General features: G+C 38.2%; 12 protein-coding genes and 1 riboswitch. Of the genes, 10 read left to right on the forward strand and 2 right to left on the reverse strand.

What is annotated here, in order from left to right:
* Positions 1-2 precede the first annotated feature (2 nt).
* Positions 3-932 (forward strand): AEC family transporter, encoded by a 930-nt coding sequence (locus QH639_RS07065; protein WP_237899100.1) that lies wholly within the window; start codon positions 3-5, stop codon positions 930-932.
* 60 nt (positions 933-992) lie between these two features.
* Positions 993-1,107: riboswitch (TPP riboswitch) on the forward strand.
* A 139-nt stretch (positions 1,108-1,246) separates the two neighbouring features.
* Positions 1,247-3,025 (forward strand): phosphomethylpyrimidine synthase ThiC, encoded by a 1,779-nt coding sequence (gene thiC / locus QH639_RS07070; RefSeq protein WP_237899102.1) that lies wholly within the window; start codon positions 1,247-1,249, stop codon positions 3,023-3,025.
* Positions 3,026-3,148: 123 nt separating this feature from the next.
* Here the strand turns inward: thiC and QH639_RS07075 are convergent, their stop codons facing one another.
* Both QH639_RS07075 and QH639_RS07080 read right to left on the reverse strand, forming a co-directional pair.
* Complete coding sequence (locus QH639_RS07075; protein ID WP_048390717.1) at positions 3,149-4,654, reverse strand: catalase; 1,506 nt, start codon at positions 4,652-4,654, stop codon at positions 3,149-3,151.
* Between the two features lie 297 nt (positions 4,655-4,951).
* The gene (locus tag QH639_RS07080; RefSeq protein ID WP_281115865.1) at positions 4,952-6,406 is read right to left on the reverse strand and encodes a helix-turn-helix domain-containing protein; all 1,455 of its coding nucleotides are present in this window, start codon (positions 6,404-6,406) and stop codon (positions 4,952-4,954) included.
* A gap of 281 nt (positions 6,407-6,687) precedes the next feature.
* Here QH639_RS07080 and hutH point away from each other — a divergent pair, with 281 nt between their 5' ends.
* The 8 genes from hutH (at position 6,688) to QH639_RS07120 (ending at position 17,034) form a co-directional block, all read left to right on the forward strand.
* Positions 6,688-8,202 (forward strand): histidine ammonia-lyase, encoded by a 1,515-nt coding sequence (gene hutH, locus QH639_RS07085; protein ID WP_259420364.1) that lies wholly within the window; start codon positions 6,688-6,690, stop codon positions 8,200-8,202.
* Between the two features lie 157 nt (positions 8,203-8,359).
* On the forward strand, positions 8,360-10,030 hold the full coding sequence (hutU, locus tag QH639_RS07090; RefSeq protein ID WP_237899104.1) for a urocanate hydratase: 1,671 nt from the start codon (positions 8,360-8,362) through the stop codon (positions 10,028-10,030).
* Positions 10,027-11,304 carry an imidazolonepropionase gene (gene hutI / locus QH639_RS07095; RefSeq protein ID WP_131522202.1) on the forward strand — a complete coding sequence of 426 codons (1,278 nt, stop codon included), beginning with the start codon at positions 10,027-10,029 and terminating at the stop codon, positions 11,302-11,304. Before hutU ends, hutI begins: the two co-directional genes overlap by 4 nt.
* Before the next feature lie 152 nt (positions 11,305-11,456).
* Positions 11,457-12,257, forward strand: coding sequence for an NUDIX domain-containing protein (locus tag QH639_RS07100; protein WP_131522203.1), 801 nt, complete (start codon positions 11,457-11,459; stop codon positions 12,255-12,257).
* A gap of 81 nt (positions 12,258-12,338) precedes the next feature.
* Positions 12,339-12,893, forward strand: coding sequence for a cysteine hydrolase family protein (locus QH639_RS07105; protein WP_281115866.1), 555 nt, complete (start codon positions 12,339-12,341; stop codon positions 12,891-12,893).
* Between the two features lie 19 nt (positions 12,894-12,912).
* Positions 12,913-14,370, forward strand: a complete 1,458-nt coding sequence (locus QH639_RS07110; protein WP_281115867.1) for a nicotinate phosphoribosyltransferase — start codon at positions 12,913-12,915, stop codon at positions 14,368-14,370.
* Positions 14,371-14,395: 25 nt separating this feature from the next.
* A complete protein-coding gene (nadD, locus tag QH639_RS07115) occupies positions 14,396-15,010 on the forward strand; it encodes a nicotinate-nucleotide adenylyltransferase (RefSeq protein ID WP_048390705.1) in 615 nt (204 codons plus the stop codon).
* A gap of 170 nt (positions 15,011-15,180) precedes the next feature.
* A complete protein-coding gene (locus QH639_RS07120) occupies positions 15,181-17,034 on the forward strand; it encodes an SLC13 family permease (RefSeq protein WP_257962135.1) in 1,854 nt (617 codons plus the stop codon).
* Positions 17,035-17,080 lie beyond the last annotated feature (46 nt).

Consider the following 17,080-nt stretch of genomic DNA (forward strand, 5'->3'; position numbering starts at 1 on the left):
AAATGATGTATCTCGGAATGATTTTCTTTCAAATTGTTGTACCTATTTTAGTGTTACTTGTAATAGGCGCTATACTACAAAAGAAATTTCGCTTTAATTTAAAAGCATTGTCTCAGCTTATTACATATTGCTTTATGCCAGCAGCTGTTTTTATAAATTTATATGAAACACATGTGGAGTTATCTGTACTGGCAGAGGTCGGATTATTTATTGTACTTTTTATCGGTAGTCAAATGTTGCTCAGTCATTTTATGGCAAAAGGGTTAGGTTTACCTAGAACAGAGGCAGCTGTCTTTAAAAATAGTGTGGTGCTTATTAACTCGGGCAATTACGGTATTCCAGTGGCTCAAATGATATTTGCCACGCAACCTATTGGGGTAGCCATTCAGGTCATGCTCGTAATCTTTCAAAATATGACTACGTATACATATGGTTTATACAATTTAATTTCTTCTACAAAGTCAGGTATGATAATCATTAAGGATTTTTTAAAAATGCCTATTATTCATGCGCTGATTATAGGTGCAGCTATGAATTATTTTGATATTGGTATTCCACAGTTTATCAAAATACCAGTAGAACATGTGGCAGATGGATTTATTGCTGTGGCCTTAATTACATTAGGCGCGCAATTATCACAACTAGAGATGAAATCAATGTTTAATAAAACCGTCTTTATCAGCTGTTTTACGCGATTAATTATTGGACCTTCTGTTGCATTAGCCATTATTTATATATTGGGATTAGATGGAGTCGTCGCACAATCACTGTTTATAGCTAGTGCCTTTCCAACATCTCGTAATAGTTCTAGTCTAGCATTGGAATATGATGTAGAATCAGCAACAGCCGCGCAAGCTGTTTTATTTTCAACCATTGTAAGCTGTATAACTGTAACCATTGTGATCTATTTTGCGGAAATATTATTTACCTAGTAAGATAAAAAATAACTTCCATCTCTTAGTATTATCTGCTACACTAGCATCAAACTAAATAGTATTAACTAGGGGAGTCTGATGAGTCAGGCTGAGAGGGAAACGCTACGAAGTTTCTTGACCCTTTGGACCTGATCTGGCTCATACCAGCGTGGGAAAGTTAAGAAGCTATTGCAGAGTATGCAATCAATAGACCTTTACATTCGTGGCCGGATCCAAATAATTATTTTGGATTCGGCCTTTATTTTTTGGATTGTTGGGTGAGCTAGATTCGGTCCTTGTATCAAAATATATTTAAGGGAGAGAAGTAGCTCATGTCAGCAATAAGTGAAAAGAATATTACCATTATGTCTAGCTTTGAAGGAAGCAAAAAAGTATATGTGGAAGGATCACGCCCAGATATTCTAGTACCTATGCGAGAAATTGCATTAAGTCCGACAACAGGCAGCTTTGGAAATGAAGAAAATGCTCCTATTCGAGTATATGATACAAGTGGGCCCTATACAGATCCAGCCTACCAAGTAGATATTACGAAAGGTTTACCTGCCTTACGAAATGCATGGATTCAAGAGCGAGGGGATGTAGAAGCATATGAGGGACGCTCCATTAAACCTGAGGATAATGGCTTTCGTCATGTTGATGACCCGCGTATTCAAGAAAATGTCTTTCCTGAGTTGGCGAGAAAGCCTTTGCGTGCTAAAAAAGGTAAAAATGTGACACAGCTTCACTATGCACGAAAGGGAATTATAACCCATGAAATGGAGTTTGTAGCGATTCGTGAAAATATGGATCCTGAATTTGTACGTTCAGAAATTGCAGCTGGGCGTGCTATAATGCCTTCTAATATTAATCACCCTGAGGCAGAGCCAATGATTATTGGGCGTAATTTTCATGTAAAGATCAATGCGAATATCGGGAATTCTGCTGTATCTTCTTCCATTGCAGAAGAAGTTGAGAAAATGACCTGGGCAACTCGATGGGGCGCAGATAATATTATGGATTTATCGACTGGTAAACATATTCATACAACGAGAGAATGGATTATTCGAAATGCTGCAGTACCAGTGGGAACAGTGCCAATTTATCAGGCTTTAGAAAAGGTAAATGGTGTAGCAGAGGATTTAACGTGGGAGGTTTATCGTGATACCCTCATCGAGCAAGCTGAGCAGGGTGTGGATTATTTCACTATTCATGCAGGTGTCCTTTTACGCTATGTACCGCTTACAGCAAATCGTGTAACAGGCATTGTATCACGAGGGGGCTCTATCATGGCTCAGTGGTGTTTATATCATCATCAAGAGAACTTCCTGTATACACACTTTGAGGAAATCTGTGAAATTATGAAAGCCTATGATGTTGCTTTTTCCTTAGGTGATGGTTTACGCCCAGGCTCAATTGCAGATGCCAATGATGAGGCACAATTTGCAGAGCTTGAAACACTAGGTGAGCTAACACAAATTGCTTGGCAGCATGATGTTCAGGTGATGGTTGAAGGACCAGGTCATGTACCAATGCATCTGATTAAAGAAAATATGGACAAGCAATTAGAGGCTTGTAAGGAAGCGCCCTTCTATACATTAGGACCACTCACAACAGATATTGCTCCAGGTTATGACCACATTACATCAGCCATTGGGGCAGCCATGATTGGCTGGTTTGGTACAGCGATGCTTTGTTATGTGACACCGAAAGAGCATCTTGGTTTACCGAATCGCGAGGACGTTCGTGTGGGCGTTATCACTTATAAAATTGCTGCACATGCTGCTGATTTAGCAAAAGGTCATCCAGGTGCACAACAACGAGACGATGCGCTGTCTAAAGCGCGCTTTGAGTTCCGTTGGCGTGATCAATTCAATCTGTCACTAGATCCCGAGCGTGCAGTGGAATATCATGATGAGACACTGCCAGCAGAGGGAGCAAAAACAGCACACTTTTGTTCTATGTGCGGGCCTAAATTCTGTAGCATGAGAATTTCACAGGATATTCGTAATTATGCGAAAGATAAGGATTTGAATACGACTGAAGCGATCCATCAAGGTATGAAAGAAAAGGCTGAGGAGTTTAAAAAAGCAGGCAGTCAAATTTATCAATAATGAAAGAAAAGGCTTATGTCAGAAAAATAGACATAGGCCTTTTCTTAATCAAAAAACTCCATGTGAATAGTGGATTCACATGGAGTAAAAGTTGGATTTGGATATCAATAATAACGTGGAATATTAAACGTTTGTTGGTTGTTTTACATATGGATTTGTAAGGTCCATACCTTCTAAGGAAAGACCCATCGCTTTAGCGACACCTTCACCATATGCTGGGTCAGCTAGATAGCAGTGAAGGATGTGACGGCGTTTGATGAATTCTTCAACAGAAGCCATATCGTTCGCGGTATTTTCAAATAAGCGTTGCTGCTCTTCCGAAGTCAATAGACGGAATAGTTTACCTGGTTGTTCAAAGTAATTATTATCGTCTTCACGGAAATCATGAATACCTGCATGACCATCAATACGTAATTCAGGCTCTTTATGGTCTAAATTATGCTCCCACTCACCATAGCTATTTGGTTCATAGCTTAATGTCGAACCAAGATTGCCATCAAAGCGCATTGCTCCATCGCGGTGGAAAGTACGGAATGGACATTTTGGTGCGTTGACAGGAAGCATATAGTGGTTTACACCAAGACGATAGCGTTGGGCATCCGCATATGCAAAGATACGACCTTGTAACATTTTATCTGGTGAGAAGCTGATGCCAGGAACAATGTTAGATGGTGCGAATGCAGCTTGTTCAACTTCTGCAAAGTAGTTGTCTGGATTTTTGTTTAACTCGAATTCACCTACAGGAATTAATGGGAAGTCTTTTTTATACCATACCTTTGTTAAATCAAATGGGTTGTATGGTAGCTCACGAGCTTGCTCCTCTGTCATTACCTGAATGTACATTTTCCATTTAGGGAAATCGCCTTTTTCAATTGCTTCATATAAATCACGTTGTGAAGATTCGCGGTCTTGACCAATAATCTCATTAGCCTCGGCACCAGTTAAATTCTTAATGCCTTGCTCTGTACGGAAGTGGAATTTAACCCAAACACGTTCATTATTAGCATTGATAAAGCTATACGTATGAGAACCAAATCCGTGCATATTACGGTAACCAGCTGGAATACCACGGTCAGACATAACAATTGTCACTTGGTGAAGTGCTTCAGGTAATGAAGTCCAGAAATCCCAGTTAGAGTTGGCATTTTTCATATTTGTACGTGGGTCACGTTTTACCACATGGTTTAAATCTGTAAAGTGTAAAGGATCGCGGAAGAAGAATACTGGTGTATTGTTCCCTACTAAATCCCAGTTTCCATCTTCTGTATAAAATTTAAGGGCGAAGCCACGAATATCTCGCTCTGCATCTGCTGCACCGCGCTCACCCGCTACTGTAGAGAAACGTGCGAACATTTCAGTTTTCTTGCCGATCTCTGAGAAGATTTTCGCTTTAGTATATTGTGAAATATCATGCGTTACAGTAAAAGTACCAAATGCACCTGAGCCCTTTGCGTGCATACGACGTTCCGGAATTACTTCACGATTGAAATTTGCTAGTTTTTCAACTAACCATACATCCTGAAGTAAAAGAGGGCCACGTGGACCTGCTGACATAGAGTCATGGTTACTTACTACTGGAGCGCCACCTGCTGTTGTAAAACGACGGCTACGATCATTTGCGTTTGTCATATTAGTTTACCTCCTGAAAAAAATGTGAGTCAAACTCTTCGTCTATAACTATAACAAATATAAAATAGAATTGCTAGTACATTATAATAATTATCGTTAAAGAATTTTTGTATTTAAGTATAAACTATAAATATATGCGCTAGACATAGGGTTTATACATAGTTTTTAACTTAAAATTATTTTATTTAATCTCAATTTTATAGATAATTCTCACGTTAAGATTAGGATAATGACATCATGATAAGAGTCTTTATTGAAAATAAAATCAACTAATTGAAAACTATTTTAATCAATCTTTTATTTTTTTCTATATCGGTTAGGTGTAATACCAATTTGTTGCTTAAATAATTTTATAAAATAATTTGGATCATCAAAACCGTTTAAATGAGCAATTTCACTAATAGCAAAATCTGTTTCTAGCAGCATTTTTGTGGCATGATGAATTCTTACTTGCTGTAAATAGCGCTTAAATGGCAAGCCTTGTTTTCTTGAGAAAATCGTACTTAAATAATTGGGGCTTATTCCAAGCTTATGAGCAACAAAGGGAAGAGACAGTGCACTATCTTTAAATTGTTGATCAATTATTTCTATAGCTAGTTCAACATAATCAGCTCGTTTCTCTATTCGGGCTACCCTTGCTAACTCAATTAATGTCTGCGTGAAAGAAATAATCTCATTGAGTATCGTGTAAAATATAGGATGCTCAATGATTAAGTGAAATAGCTGACGGTAGTTTTGTTCGATAACCGCTTTTTCATGTAATTTATATTTCAGCATAAAGCGTCTAATTTGTGCTAAGACACTCGTCAGATGAATGCGTAAATCATCTTGCTCATAATATATGCCTTCATTAGAAAGCCGATATAAAAATGTTTTAACGGCCTCTAGGTTTCCATCTTCCAAACTACTTATTAGTAATTGTTGCTCTTCAGGTGTCAGTAAGGGATCAAAGGGCTGAGTTTCAAATTGTTTGCTCGCATAAAAAATATGGCCAAAGCCCTCATAAAAACTTTGATGTAGTGCACGCTTTGTTAATGTATACATATTTTTAATGGTTGTAGGTGTTCCATCATATATCCCGATATTTAAAGAACTATTACTAATCAAACGCCATTCCTTCATTAGTGTACGTACATCTTTTTCCACAATCCTTATATCATTTGTTTGAAAAAGACATACGATTCTATTAGATAGAGGGTAGGTTTTCATATGAAAGTGAATCGGTGTTTGTTGAAGCCAATTGTAAAGCTTATTGAAGGTTTCAGTATGCTCGGGTTCAATCATTGTGAAATGTATCGTGGTCTCAATTGAACTAGATTTATTATCTAAAAATAATTGATTATAAAAGGAATCGTTTGTAGCCTCTTGAGCATCTTCTGTAATCTGGGGTGTGCGAAGAGAAATGGTTGTGAGTTTTTTCTTTAATAGCTCTAAATCAATAGGCTTCACAAAAAGATGAGCCACTTGTAAATCAATTGCCTTCAAAGCATTTTTAAATAATGGCTCTGTTGTCATTGCTAAAATGGCACCAGAAAGCTTCTGTAAATCGCGATAAAGACCTGCTAAGCGATTATTAGGAAATAAATCGATATTTAACAGTATGGCGTCTGGTTCAAATTGTCGAATAATTTGGGGCACTTCTGAAATACTTGTACACATTTCAATAACAACATCTCCAGGGAAGTATGTATGTAAAAACCACTTTATTCCTGCTAGGTCAGTAGGATCGCGATCAATTAATAACAGCTTCATACCATCAACCTTTCTTAAAAAAATACAGTTTCATATAAAAGTACGATTATATTAATAAAAATAACATAGTAATCTGAAAAAAGTCTTGTTTTCTCTATTAAAATTCTCTATATTCTGAAAAAGGTAGTTAGTACAATGTAAATAGAGTAATTGATCATCAGCAACAATCAACTTTGGATATAAAAACGCTTAGAAAGTTTGATACTGATGTTTTCGTATTACGAAAATATGAATGAAGATAATTTATTTACATAGCCATATAGGGAATAGGGGGATGTCATGTGAAGTCAATCATCGAGCTTGATGGCAATACATTAACAAGACAACAAATAGAGGAAATCGTGAAGGGGCAAGCAACAGTTGCACTTGCTACAGAGAGTTTGGAACGTATTCGTTTAAGTAGAGAGCGTATCGAAAAGCGTTTAGCTGAAGGCCAAACAATTTATGGTGTGAATACAGGGTTTGGTAAACTCAGCCATATAAAAATTGAAGAAGAAGACATTGAGCTATTGCAGCTAAATTTATTACGATCAGATGCAACCGGTGTTGGTGAACCATTCCCAACAGATGTTGTACGTGCAATGATGGTGTTACGTGCCAATGCTTTGGCCAGAGGATTTTCTGGCATTCGTGAGGAAACTGTCCAACTATTGTTGAATCTTATTAATAAAGGTGTTCATCCAATTGTTCCGTCACAAGGTTCAGTAGGAGCAAGTGGTGATTTAGCGCCTTTATCACATTTGGCATTAGTGTTAGTGGGAGAAGGAAAGGCTGAGTTTAACGGAGAAATCATGAGTGGTAGTGACGCGCTAAAGCAAGCAGGATTAACCCCTGTTAGACTTCAAGCTAAAGAGGGGCTAGCATTAGTTAACGGTACACAAGCTATGACGGGGATAGGTGTATTAACGGTCAATGAAGCTGAACGAATCGGTCTTGCAGCAGATATGGCTGCTAGCTTAACACTGGAAGCTTTAAAGGGCATTACCTCTGCATTTGATCCAGCACTTTTAGCAGTAAGACCACATCCTGAGTTAGAACTAGTGGGCGGGCGTATTCGTAAGTGGCTTGATGGTAGTAAACGTGTGACAAAGCAGGGTGAAATTCGCATGCAGGATGCTTATTCACTACGTTGTATACCACAAGTACATGGTGCTTCTTGGCAGTCATTTTTCTACGCGCAGGATCGTGTTCAAACTGAAATGAATGCAACAACTGATAATCCAATCGTTTTAGAAAGCGGGGAGGTTTTATCGGGTGGGCATTTCCATGGACAGCCAATAGCCTTGGCAATGGACTTTTTGAAAATAGGTGTATGTGAGTGGGCCAATATTTCAGAACGCCGTACAGAACGTATGGTAAATCCTCAGCTTAATGAAGGGCTTCCGCCGTTTCTAGCAACAAATCCTGGGATTGAATGTGGACTTATGATTGCTCAATATACAGCAGCCTCTATTGTCTCAGAAAATAAAGTTTTAGCACATCCTTCGAGTGTGGATTCTATTCCTACATCAGGTAACCAAGAGGATCATGTAAGTATGGGAACAACTTCGGCACGACAAGTACGTCAGATTGTTCACAACGCTGCTCGCGTTATAGCTATCGAATTGATTTGTGCATCACAGGCTATTCATTTAGACAAGGCAGAAGAGCAATTATCTCCTACTACAAGTAAATTCTTAAAGAAAGTGCGAGAATTTTGTCCACCATTACTAGCCGATCAACCAATTGGCGATGAAATTGAAGCATTGGCGAAATATTTACTATCAAGTAATGAATTAGTAAATGAATATGTGTAAATTGGATTAATTTAATATGAAAGAGCAAAGGCGTGGCTCGGTTATACACCGAGTAGCCTCTGCTTTGAAAATATTTATATGTAATTAAGTCTGAATATTCAGTTATTTTAGAGTTTTAGACAGCGTTATTTTTAATAGGAAAAGGAGCGTGTTTTTAATGGTATTTAAGACAGATATTCGTGCACCACGTGGAAATGAACTCACATGTAAGGGATGGACACAGGAAGCTGCAATGCGTATGTTAATGAATAATCTTGACCCAGAGGTGGCAGAGAATCCAGATGAACTGATTGTTTATGGGGGTATTGGTAAGGCTGCTCGTAACTGGGAAAGCTATGAGCAAATCATTGCCTCTTTGAAAGAATTAGAGAATGATGAGACTCTATTAATCCAATCTGGAAAGCCAGTAGCTGTATTCCGTACACATGAGCATTCCCCTCGAGTGTTGATTGCTAATTCAAACCTTGTACCAGCATGGGCAAATTGGGATCACTTTTATGAATTAGAAGAAAGAGATTTAATGATGTATGGTCAAATGACTGCTGGGAGCTGGATTTATATTGGTGCTCAAGGAATTTTACAAGGCACTTATCTGTCCTTTATAGAAGCAGGAAAAAAGGTATTTGGTACTGCTGATTTACGGGGTAAATTCATCCTTACAGGTGGTATGGGCGGTATGAGTGGTGCACAGCCATTAGCAGGGAAAATGGCTGGTGCTGTAATCTTAGTTGTTGAAGTTGAACGTGCTCGCATTGAACGTAAAATCAAAGAAGGCTACTGTGATTATATTGTAGAAACTGTAGATGAAGCAATTGCATTAGTTAATAAATTACGTGACCAAAATGAGCCAGCATCCATTGGCCTTGTTGGTAACTGTGCTGATGTTAATCGTGAGTTGTTGAATCGTGGAATTATTCCAGATTTTGTGACAGACCAAACATCTGCACATGATCCGATTAATGGTTATGTACCTAATGGCATGACCTTTGAAGAAGCGCTAAAACTTCGCAAAGAGGATGTAAAAACATATGAGCGTAAAGCAAAAGAAACAATGGCAGAGCATGTTCGTACAATGCTAGAGTTCCAAGAGGCAGGCGCAGAAGTATTTGATTATGGGAATAACATTCGTGCCTATGCCAAAGAAATGGGTGTGACAAATGCCTTTGATTTCCCAGGCTTTGTACCAGCGTATATTCGTCCGTTATTCTGTGAAGGAAAGGGCCCATTCCGTTGGGCGGCGCTTTCAGGAGACCCTGAGGATATATATAAAACAGATGCACTGGCAAAAGAGATGTTCGCTGAAGATGAGGGGCTAGTCAATTGGATTGATATGGCACAAAAAATGGTGAAATGGCAAGGGCTACCTGCACGCATTTGCTGGTTAGGCTATGGTGATCGTCATCGTTTTGCATTAAAGGTCAATGAAATGGTTGCAAATGGTGAATTATCAGCACCAATTGTCTTTGGTCGCGATCACTTAGATTCAGGTTCTGTAGCATCACCAAATCGTGAAACAGAAGGGATGCTAGATGGTTCGGATGCGGTATCGGATTGGCCAATTTTAAATGCTCTAGTTAATACTGCAAGTGGTGCAAGCTGGGTAAGCGTACACCATGGTGGTGGTGTAGGAATGGGTTATTCACAGCATGCAGGTCAAGTCTTAGTAGCAGATGGATCAGAGCTTGCCGCTGAAAAAATTGCACGTGTATTAGTTTCAGACCCTGGAATGGGCGTTGCTCGTCATGCTGATGCAGGCTACGATATTGCTATCGATACAGCAAAAAACAAAGGTGTCCATATACCAATGTTAAAGGGTGATGTGAAGTGACTATTCTAATAAAAAATGCAAATGAAGTAATTACCTTGAAAAGTAATGTACAAGGACCACGTACAAAAGAACAAATGCAGGAAATTGCAGTAATAGAATATGGCAGTGTTCTAATTGAAGAAGAGCGTATTGTAGCAGTAGGAGCGTATGAGCAACTAGAAGCTGACTTTCCAGAATTAATAAAGAAGGCAGAAACGATTGATGCTACTGGTAAGATTGTTATGCCTGGCTTAGTGGATTGTCATACACATTTAGTGCATGGTGGAACACGCGAGCAAGAGTTTAATATGAGATTAAATGGTTCTACCTATATGGAAATCATGAATGCAGGCGGTGGCATTCATGCTACAACAAAGCGTACACGAGAAACAAGCTTTGATGAATTATATGAAAAAACGATGCAGCATTTAGATGTATTTTTAAAGCATGGCGTAACAACAGTTGAAGCAAAATCAGGGTATGGCTTGGATTGGGAAACGGAAAAGAAACAGCTAGAGGTCGCAAAAGAATTACACGCTGCACATCATATTGATGTCATTAGCACGTTTATGGGAGCTCATGCAGTTCCTCGTGATTATAAGGGGCGTGAGGATGAATTTGTGGATGTGGTGGTCAATGAGATGCTGCCAAAAGTAGCAGAACTAGAGTTGGCTGAATTTAATGATGTATTTTGTGAAAAAGGCGTCTTTACACCCGAACAATCCCGACGCATTTTAGAGGCTGGAAAAGCACTAGGCTTAACCCCAAAAATACATGCGGATGAAATTGAACCTTATCAAGGCGCAGAGCTGGCTGCGGAAGTAGAGGCCATTTCTGCGGAGCATTTGTTAGTTGCTTCTGATAAGGGAATTAAAAAAATGGCTGAAGCGGGTACAATTGCTGTATTGCTGCCAGGTACTGCATTCTTTTTACGTGCACCCTTTGCAAGAGGGCGTCTAATGATTGACGAGGGAGTGCCTGTGGCGATATCAACAGACTTTAACCCTGGGTCATCCCCAACAATGAGCCTACCCTTCATTATGAATTTAGCTTGCATGCATATGGGTATGACATTGGAGGAAGTATTAACGGCAACAACAATTAATGCAGCATATGCCCTAAATCGAGGCGAGCAAATTGGTTCCCTTGAAGCACATAAAAAAGCTGACGTACTTATCCTTGATGTTGCGAATTACAAGCAACTGCAATATTTCTACGGCATGAATCATACACATACAGTAATCAAAAATGGGCAAGTTGTTGTAAAAAACGGAATTCTGCTGAAAGATCAATAATAATAATGGGCATAAATAAGGCGGAGTAGCTTTATTTATGCTTTTTTTATAAATTAGTTGCAAATGCTTTGCTGAAAGATTATAATTCTAATAAATAGTAATTATAGAATTACAAATTACTTAAAGCTTGTAATTATAGAAGGGGTTATACAATGACAAAATTTCGTACTGAAGAAGAAGTGCTTGCACATTATGATTCCTCAAAATATCTAACACCTGATGGATATACCGCAGATATTGCTATTTTTACAATTGTCTCAGAAAAAAAAGAAGAAAAAGCACCGCCGAACATGACGCTAAAGATTATGCTCATTAAACGTGCTACTAAGGATGCTGAAGGAAATCCCAATATTGAAGGAGGAAAATGGGCACTTCCAGGGGGCTTTGTAGATGCAAATCAAAAAGAAACTGCCTTTATCGCAGCAAAGAGAGAATTAAAAGAAGAAACAAATGTAGAAGGTTTACATGTTCAACATTTTGGTGTTTATGATGAGATCGATCGAGATCCACGCGGTTGGATGATTTCAAATGCATTTTATGCCATTGTTCCTGAGACATATATTGAGCAACGACAAGCGAATGATGATGCAGATGATGTAGAACTGTTCGATATAGAAAGTGTATTTACGCTTCCATTAGCTTTCGATCATCGAAAAATCATTTCCGATGCGTTGCATTTTATTAAAAGGGATATGATACAAACAACTGTTGCCAAAAACTTTTTACCACAAGAGTTTACATTGTCCGAATTGCAACGAGTACTACTAACAGTTGGAGAAGATCCACGAATCTCTAACGATTCCGTATTCTTTACAAAAGCACCTAAATTACCATTTATCGAAAAAGCATTGGATGAAGAAGGAAAACCGAAGAAAACAAAAAGAAATTCGTTCCGGCCTTCCCAGCTCTATACATTTAATGATTTTGAAATGGTAGAGTCTATCTATCATTAGGAAAGATCCGTCTTTCCTGTTTATTTTAATAAATGTAATTTGTAATTTTAGTATTACTAATTAATTAAATGGAGTGATGAAATGATGAAAAAGCGTGCATTAATTAATATTGATTATACAGTGGATTTCGTTGCGACGGATGGGGCTCTTACTTGCGGAGAGCCTGGGCAATTGCTCGAACGTGCAAATGTTGATTTAACAAAGGAGTTTATTAAGAGGGGGGATTTTACAGTATTTGCGATAGATGTTCATGAAAAGGGAGATGTTTATCATCCAGAAACAAAGCTATTCCCACCTCATAATATTCGTCATACAGAAGGTAGAGAGTTATATGGTGCATTAAACGCATTATATGAAGAAAATAAAGATCAAGATTTCGTCTATTACATTAATAAAACGCGTTATTCTGCTTTTGCAGGGACAGATCTAGAATTGAAATTGCGTGAAAGAGGAATTACTGAGCTGCATTTAATCGGCGTTTGTACAGATATCTGTGTTCTTCATACAGCAGTAGATGCTTATAATAAAGGGTTCGATATCGTCATTCATAAAAATGCTGTCGCCTCCTTTAATCAAGCTGGACATGAGTGGGCGTTAAATCATTTCGAGCATACTCTAGGTGCAACTATTATTTGACATGAATGGAGGGGAAAATATGAAATATGTAGATGATAGTTTCATGTTACACACGGACCTATACCAAATTAATATGGTTCAAACTTATTGGCAAGATGGTGTTCATCAACGTAAAGCTGTTTTCGAACTATATTTTAGAAAGCTTCCATTTGGCAATGGCTATGGAGTTTTCGCTGGATTGAAAAAAGTGATTGAGTTTATTAATAACTTTGGTTTCTCTCAAAGCGATATTCAATATTTACGAGAAGAGGGGAAGTATCCCGAGGAATTTCTTGAATACCTAAAAGAACTTAAATTTACAGGGACAATTAAGGGGATGAGAGAGGGAGAATTGGTCTTTGCAAACGAGCCTATCCTGCGAATTGAAGCACCATTAGCAGAGGCTCAATTAATTGAAACGCCGTTGTTAAATATCGTTAATTACCAAACCCTGATTGCGACAAAAGCTTCACGTATCAAACAAGTGACGGGTGAGGATGTTGTAATGGAATTTGGAACCCGCCGCGCACATGAATTTGATGCTGCTATTTGGGGAACTCGTGCTGCTTATATAGGTGGATTCTCTGCAACAAGCAATGTAAGAGCAGGAAAATTATTCGGTATTCCTGTGTCAGGAACACATGCCCATGCGATGATTCAAACCTATCGAGATGAATATACTGCGTTTAAAAAATACGCAGCAGCCCATAAAGACTGTGTTTTCCTAGTAGATACTTATGACACACTACGTTCTGGTATTCCTAATGCTATCCGCGTAGCGAAGGAGCTAGGGAATCAAATTAATTTTATTGGTATCCGTTTAGACAGTGGAGATTTAGCCTATCTCTCAAAACAGGCAAGGAAAATGCTAGATGATGCAGGATTTACAACAACTAAAATTATGGCTTCGAATGATTTGGATGAATATACAATTATGCATTTAAAGTCACAAGGGGCGCAAATTGATGCTTGGGGAATCGGAACTAAGTTGATTACAGCCTATGATCAAGCAGCTCTTGGTGGAGTATACAAATTAGTTTCGATAGAAGACGAAAGTGGAGAACTAGTTGATACCATTAAAATTTCAGCAAATCCTGAGAAAGTGACTACACCTGGACGTAAACGTGTTTACCGTATTATTAATGCAGAGAATGGTCATGCTGAAGGAGATTATATTGCGTTAGATAATGAAAACATACAGCAAGAAGAAAGATTGAAAATGTTCCACCCTATTCATACGTATATTAGTAAATTTGTTACAAATTTTACCGCGAAAGAGTTACATGAAAGTATTGTAGAAAATGGAAATGTTGTTTATGAGGAGCCAACTATTCAAGAAATACAAAAATATGTACAGGAAAACTTACATTTATTGTGGTGTGAGTATAAGCGAACAATGAATCCTGAAGAATATCCAGTCGATTTAAGTCAAGCTTGTTGGGACAATAAAATGGCAAGCATACAGGCAATAAAAGAAAAGGTTTCACAACGTATTTAAAAGTAACTGCTAGGAGGTAGAGACGATGGCGAGAATAGGTATTTATGGTTCATCATTTGATCCTATTACCAATGTCCATCTTTGGACAGCAAGCACTGTAGCACATCGATGTAAGTTAGATAAGGTTATTTTTTTGCCTTGCTCAAATAAACGCAAAGATAAAACCATCAAAACAGCTGATACACATCGTTGGAATATGCTTCAGTTAGCTATTGCTAAAGACGATCGTTTTATAGCAGATTCCTATGAGATGGATCAAGAAGGCTGGAATATCTACACATATGACACTATGAAATACTTTAGAGAGAAGAACCCAGAGGATGAGGTGCATTTTATTATGGGTGCTGATTTATTAGTGGATATTGGTGCGGGTTTATGGAAAAAGGGCGACGCATTAGTAGCGGAGAATAAATTTATTGTAATGGCACGACATGGCATTGATATGCTCTCAACCATTAGTCGTTCTCCGATTTTAAGAAATAATGATGATGGAAGATTTCATCTTATCGATAAAGGGCTAGCGATGGAAATTAGCTCTACCTATATTCGAGAAGAATTCGCAATGGGAGGAGAACCGAGATATCTCTTGCCTACTGCTTGTTACAACTATATTAAAGAACATCATCTTTACCAAAAATAAAATAGTGAAGCTATCATTAATAAGTGTGGATGACTACCACACTTATTTTAATTTTGAAAAGATGGTGAATTTTATCATATAGAGCTCAGGGTAAGCTATAATAAAAATAGTAATGAAGTACAATTTTTTGCTGTCAATTTTTTGTAATGATTAATGTTAGAAAGGAATTCATGAATGTGCAGCTTACATTAACATTTCTTATTTTAGGAGCAACGATTTTCGCATTTGTGACCAATAAAATACGAGCAGATCTTGTAGCAATTGTGTCACTATTAGCGTTTGTTATTATGGATATTTTGACGCCCGCGGAGGCATTAGCTGGTTTTTCAAACTCTGTAGTTTTAATGATTGCAGGGTTATTTGTCGTGGGTGCAGGGATTTTACGTACGGGCCTGGCAGGCATGGCGGGGCAACTCTTACTAAAATGGTCAGGCAATAGTGAGCTGAAGTTATTTGTGCTACTGCTTATTATTGTAGGGTCGGTTGGTGCATTTATGAGTAATACGGGTACTGTCGCCTTAATGATGCCAATCGTTGTAAGTATAGCAATAAGTATGAAAGTCAGCCCTTCTAAATTTCTACTACCACTCTCCTATGTAGCAAGTCTTTCTGGTCTGATGACACTGATTGCGTCCCCAACCAATTTAATTGTCAGTCAGTTATTGGTTGATCGAGGCTATAACAAACTTGGCTTTTTTGAAGTAACTCCTATTGGTATCGTGGGGATGATTGCTGGCATTTCCTATTTAGTACTTGTAAGAAATATTTTATTACCAAAGGATCAAAACCGTACACAGACCAATGAAGGCTATAAACTTTCGCCGAAAAAAATTATTAAGCAATATGATTTAAATAATCGTCTATTTAAAATCTCCGTTCCTGAGGAGTCACCTATTATTGAAACATCGTTAGCGGAATTAAAACTACCAGCTAAGTATATGCTTTGTATGATGAAAATTCATCGGAAATCACAGGAGGGCATTAATTTACTACCGATGACTTATCAAGAAATGGCAGGACCAACTAGTGTCATTCATGCCAAGGATGAGTTATATGTTCAAGGAGAAATAGAGGATATTCGGCGTTTTGTTGAGGATTATCATCTTGAGATGCAAGGATTAGTTGAAGGAGAAGCCGATGAATTGGTATCGAAGCATCTGGGTATTGCAGAGGTATTGCTTACCCCAAATTCGAGCTTTATCAATGAAACGGTTAGTTCCCTTGGGTTCCGGGAAAAATACAATCTAAATATCATTGGTATTAATCATAAGGGTGGTTACAAGCTTCAGGATATGGTGTCTCACAAATTAAAATTTGGAGACGCAATATTAGTACAGGGAGCATGGGATGAAATTCTTTTGTTAGCAAGAGAAACGCAAGATGTCGTGGTTGTAGGACAGCCGAAAGAACACGCAAGTGTGGCAGCAGCTACAGGCAAAGCTGGAATTGCGGGGATTATTATGTTATTCATGATTATTTTGATGGCATTTGAAGTTTTCCCTGCTGTCATTTCTGTGATGATTGGTGCTGTACTTATGATTTTAACAGGCTGCTTGAGAAACATGGAAGATGCCTATAGCAATATGAACTTTGAAAGTATTGTGTTAGTGGCTGCGATGTTACCAATGGCGACAGCGTTAGAAAAAACAGGGGGCATGACCATTTTATCTGATGGTATTATTAATGCTTTAGGTGGTTTCGGACCATACGGTGTACTCATAGGAGTTTATATTTTGACAGCTATTTTCGGTCAATTTATTAGTAATACGGCAACTGCTGTATTGTTTGCACCCATTGCCATGAGTGCAGCCATTGCAATGGAGGTTAGTCCCACAACATTTATGATTGCAGTCGCAGTTGCAGCAAGTATGGCATTTGCTACGCCAATTGCTTCCCCTACGAATGCACTGGTAATGACGGCGGGGGGCTATAAATTTATGGATTTCGTAAGAATAGGGGTTCCGTTACAGCTTGTTATGTTTATTGTGATGATGATAGCCATCCCGTTCTTTTTCCCATTTTAAAAACTCGGTTTCTTTACCGAGTTTTTTGTTTTTTTAAAGATCTATT

The sequence above is a fragment of the Lysinibacillus sp. 1 U-2021 genome (assembly GCF_029916965.1).
GTDB lineage: Bacteria > Bacillota > Bacilli > Bacillales_A > Planococcaceae > Lysinibacillus > Lysinibacillus capsici.

Coding starts and splice junctions, on each gene's coding strand:
- QH639_RS07065 (WP_237899100.1), top strand. CDS start 3: ATGATGTATCTCGGAATGATTTTCTTTCAAATTGTTGTACCTATTTTA.
- thiC (WP_237899102.1), top strand. CDS start 1,247: ATGTCAGCAATAAGTGAAAAGAATATTACCATTATGTCTAGCTTTGAA.
- QH639_RS07075 (WP_048390717.1), bottom strand. CDS start 4,654: ATGACAAACGCAAATGATCGTAGCCGTCGTTTTACAACAGCAGGTGGC.
- QH639_RS07080 (WP_281115865.1), bottom strand. CDS start 6,406: ATGAAGCTGTTATTAATTGATCGCGATCCTACTGACCTAGCAGGAATA.
- hutU (WP_237899104.1), top strand. CDS start 8,360: ATGGTATTTAAGACAGATATTCGTGCACCACGTGGAAATGAACTCACA.
- QH639_RS07100 (WP_131522203.1), top strand. CDS start 11,457: ATGACAAAATTTCGTACTGAAGAAGAAGTGCTTGCACATTATGATTCC.
- QH639_RS07105 (WP_281115866.1), top strand. CDS start 12,339: ATGATGAAAAAGCGTGCATTAATTAATATTGATTATACAGTGGATTTC.
- QH639_RS07110 (WP_281115867.1), top strand. CDS start 12,913: ATGAAATATGTAGATGATAGTTTCATGTTACACACGGACCTATACCAA.
- nadD (WP_048390705.1), top strand. CDS start 14,396: ATGGCGAGAATAGGTATTTATGGTTCATCATTTGATCCTATTACCAAT.
- QH639_RS07120 (WP_257962135.1), top strand. CDS start 15,181: ATGAATGTGCAGCTTACATTAACATTTCTTATTTTAGGAGCAACGATT.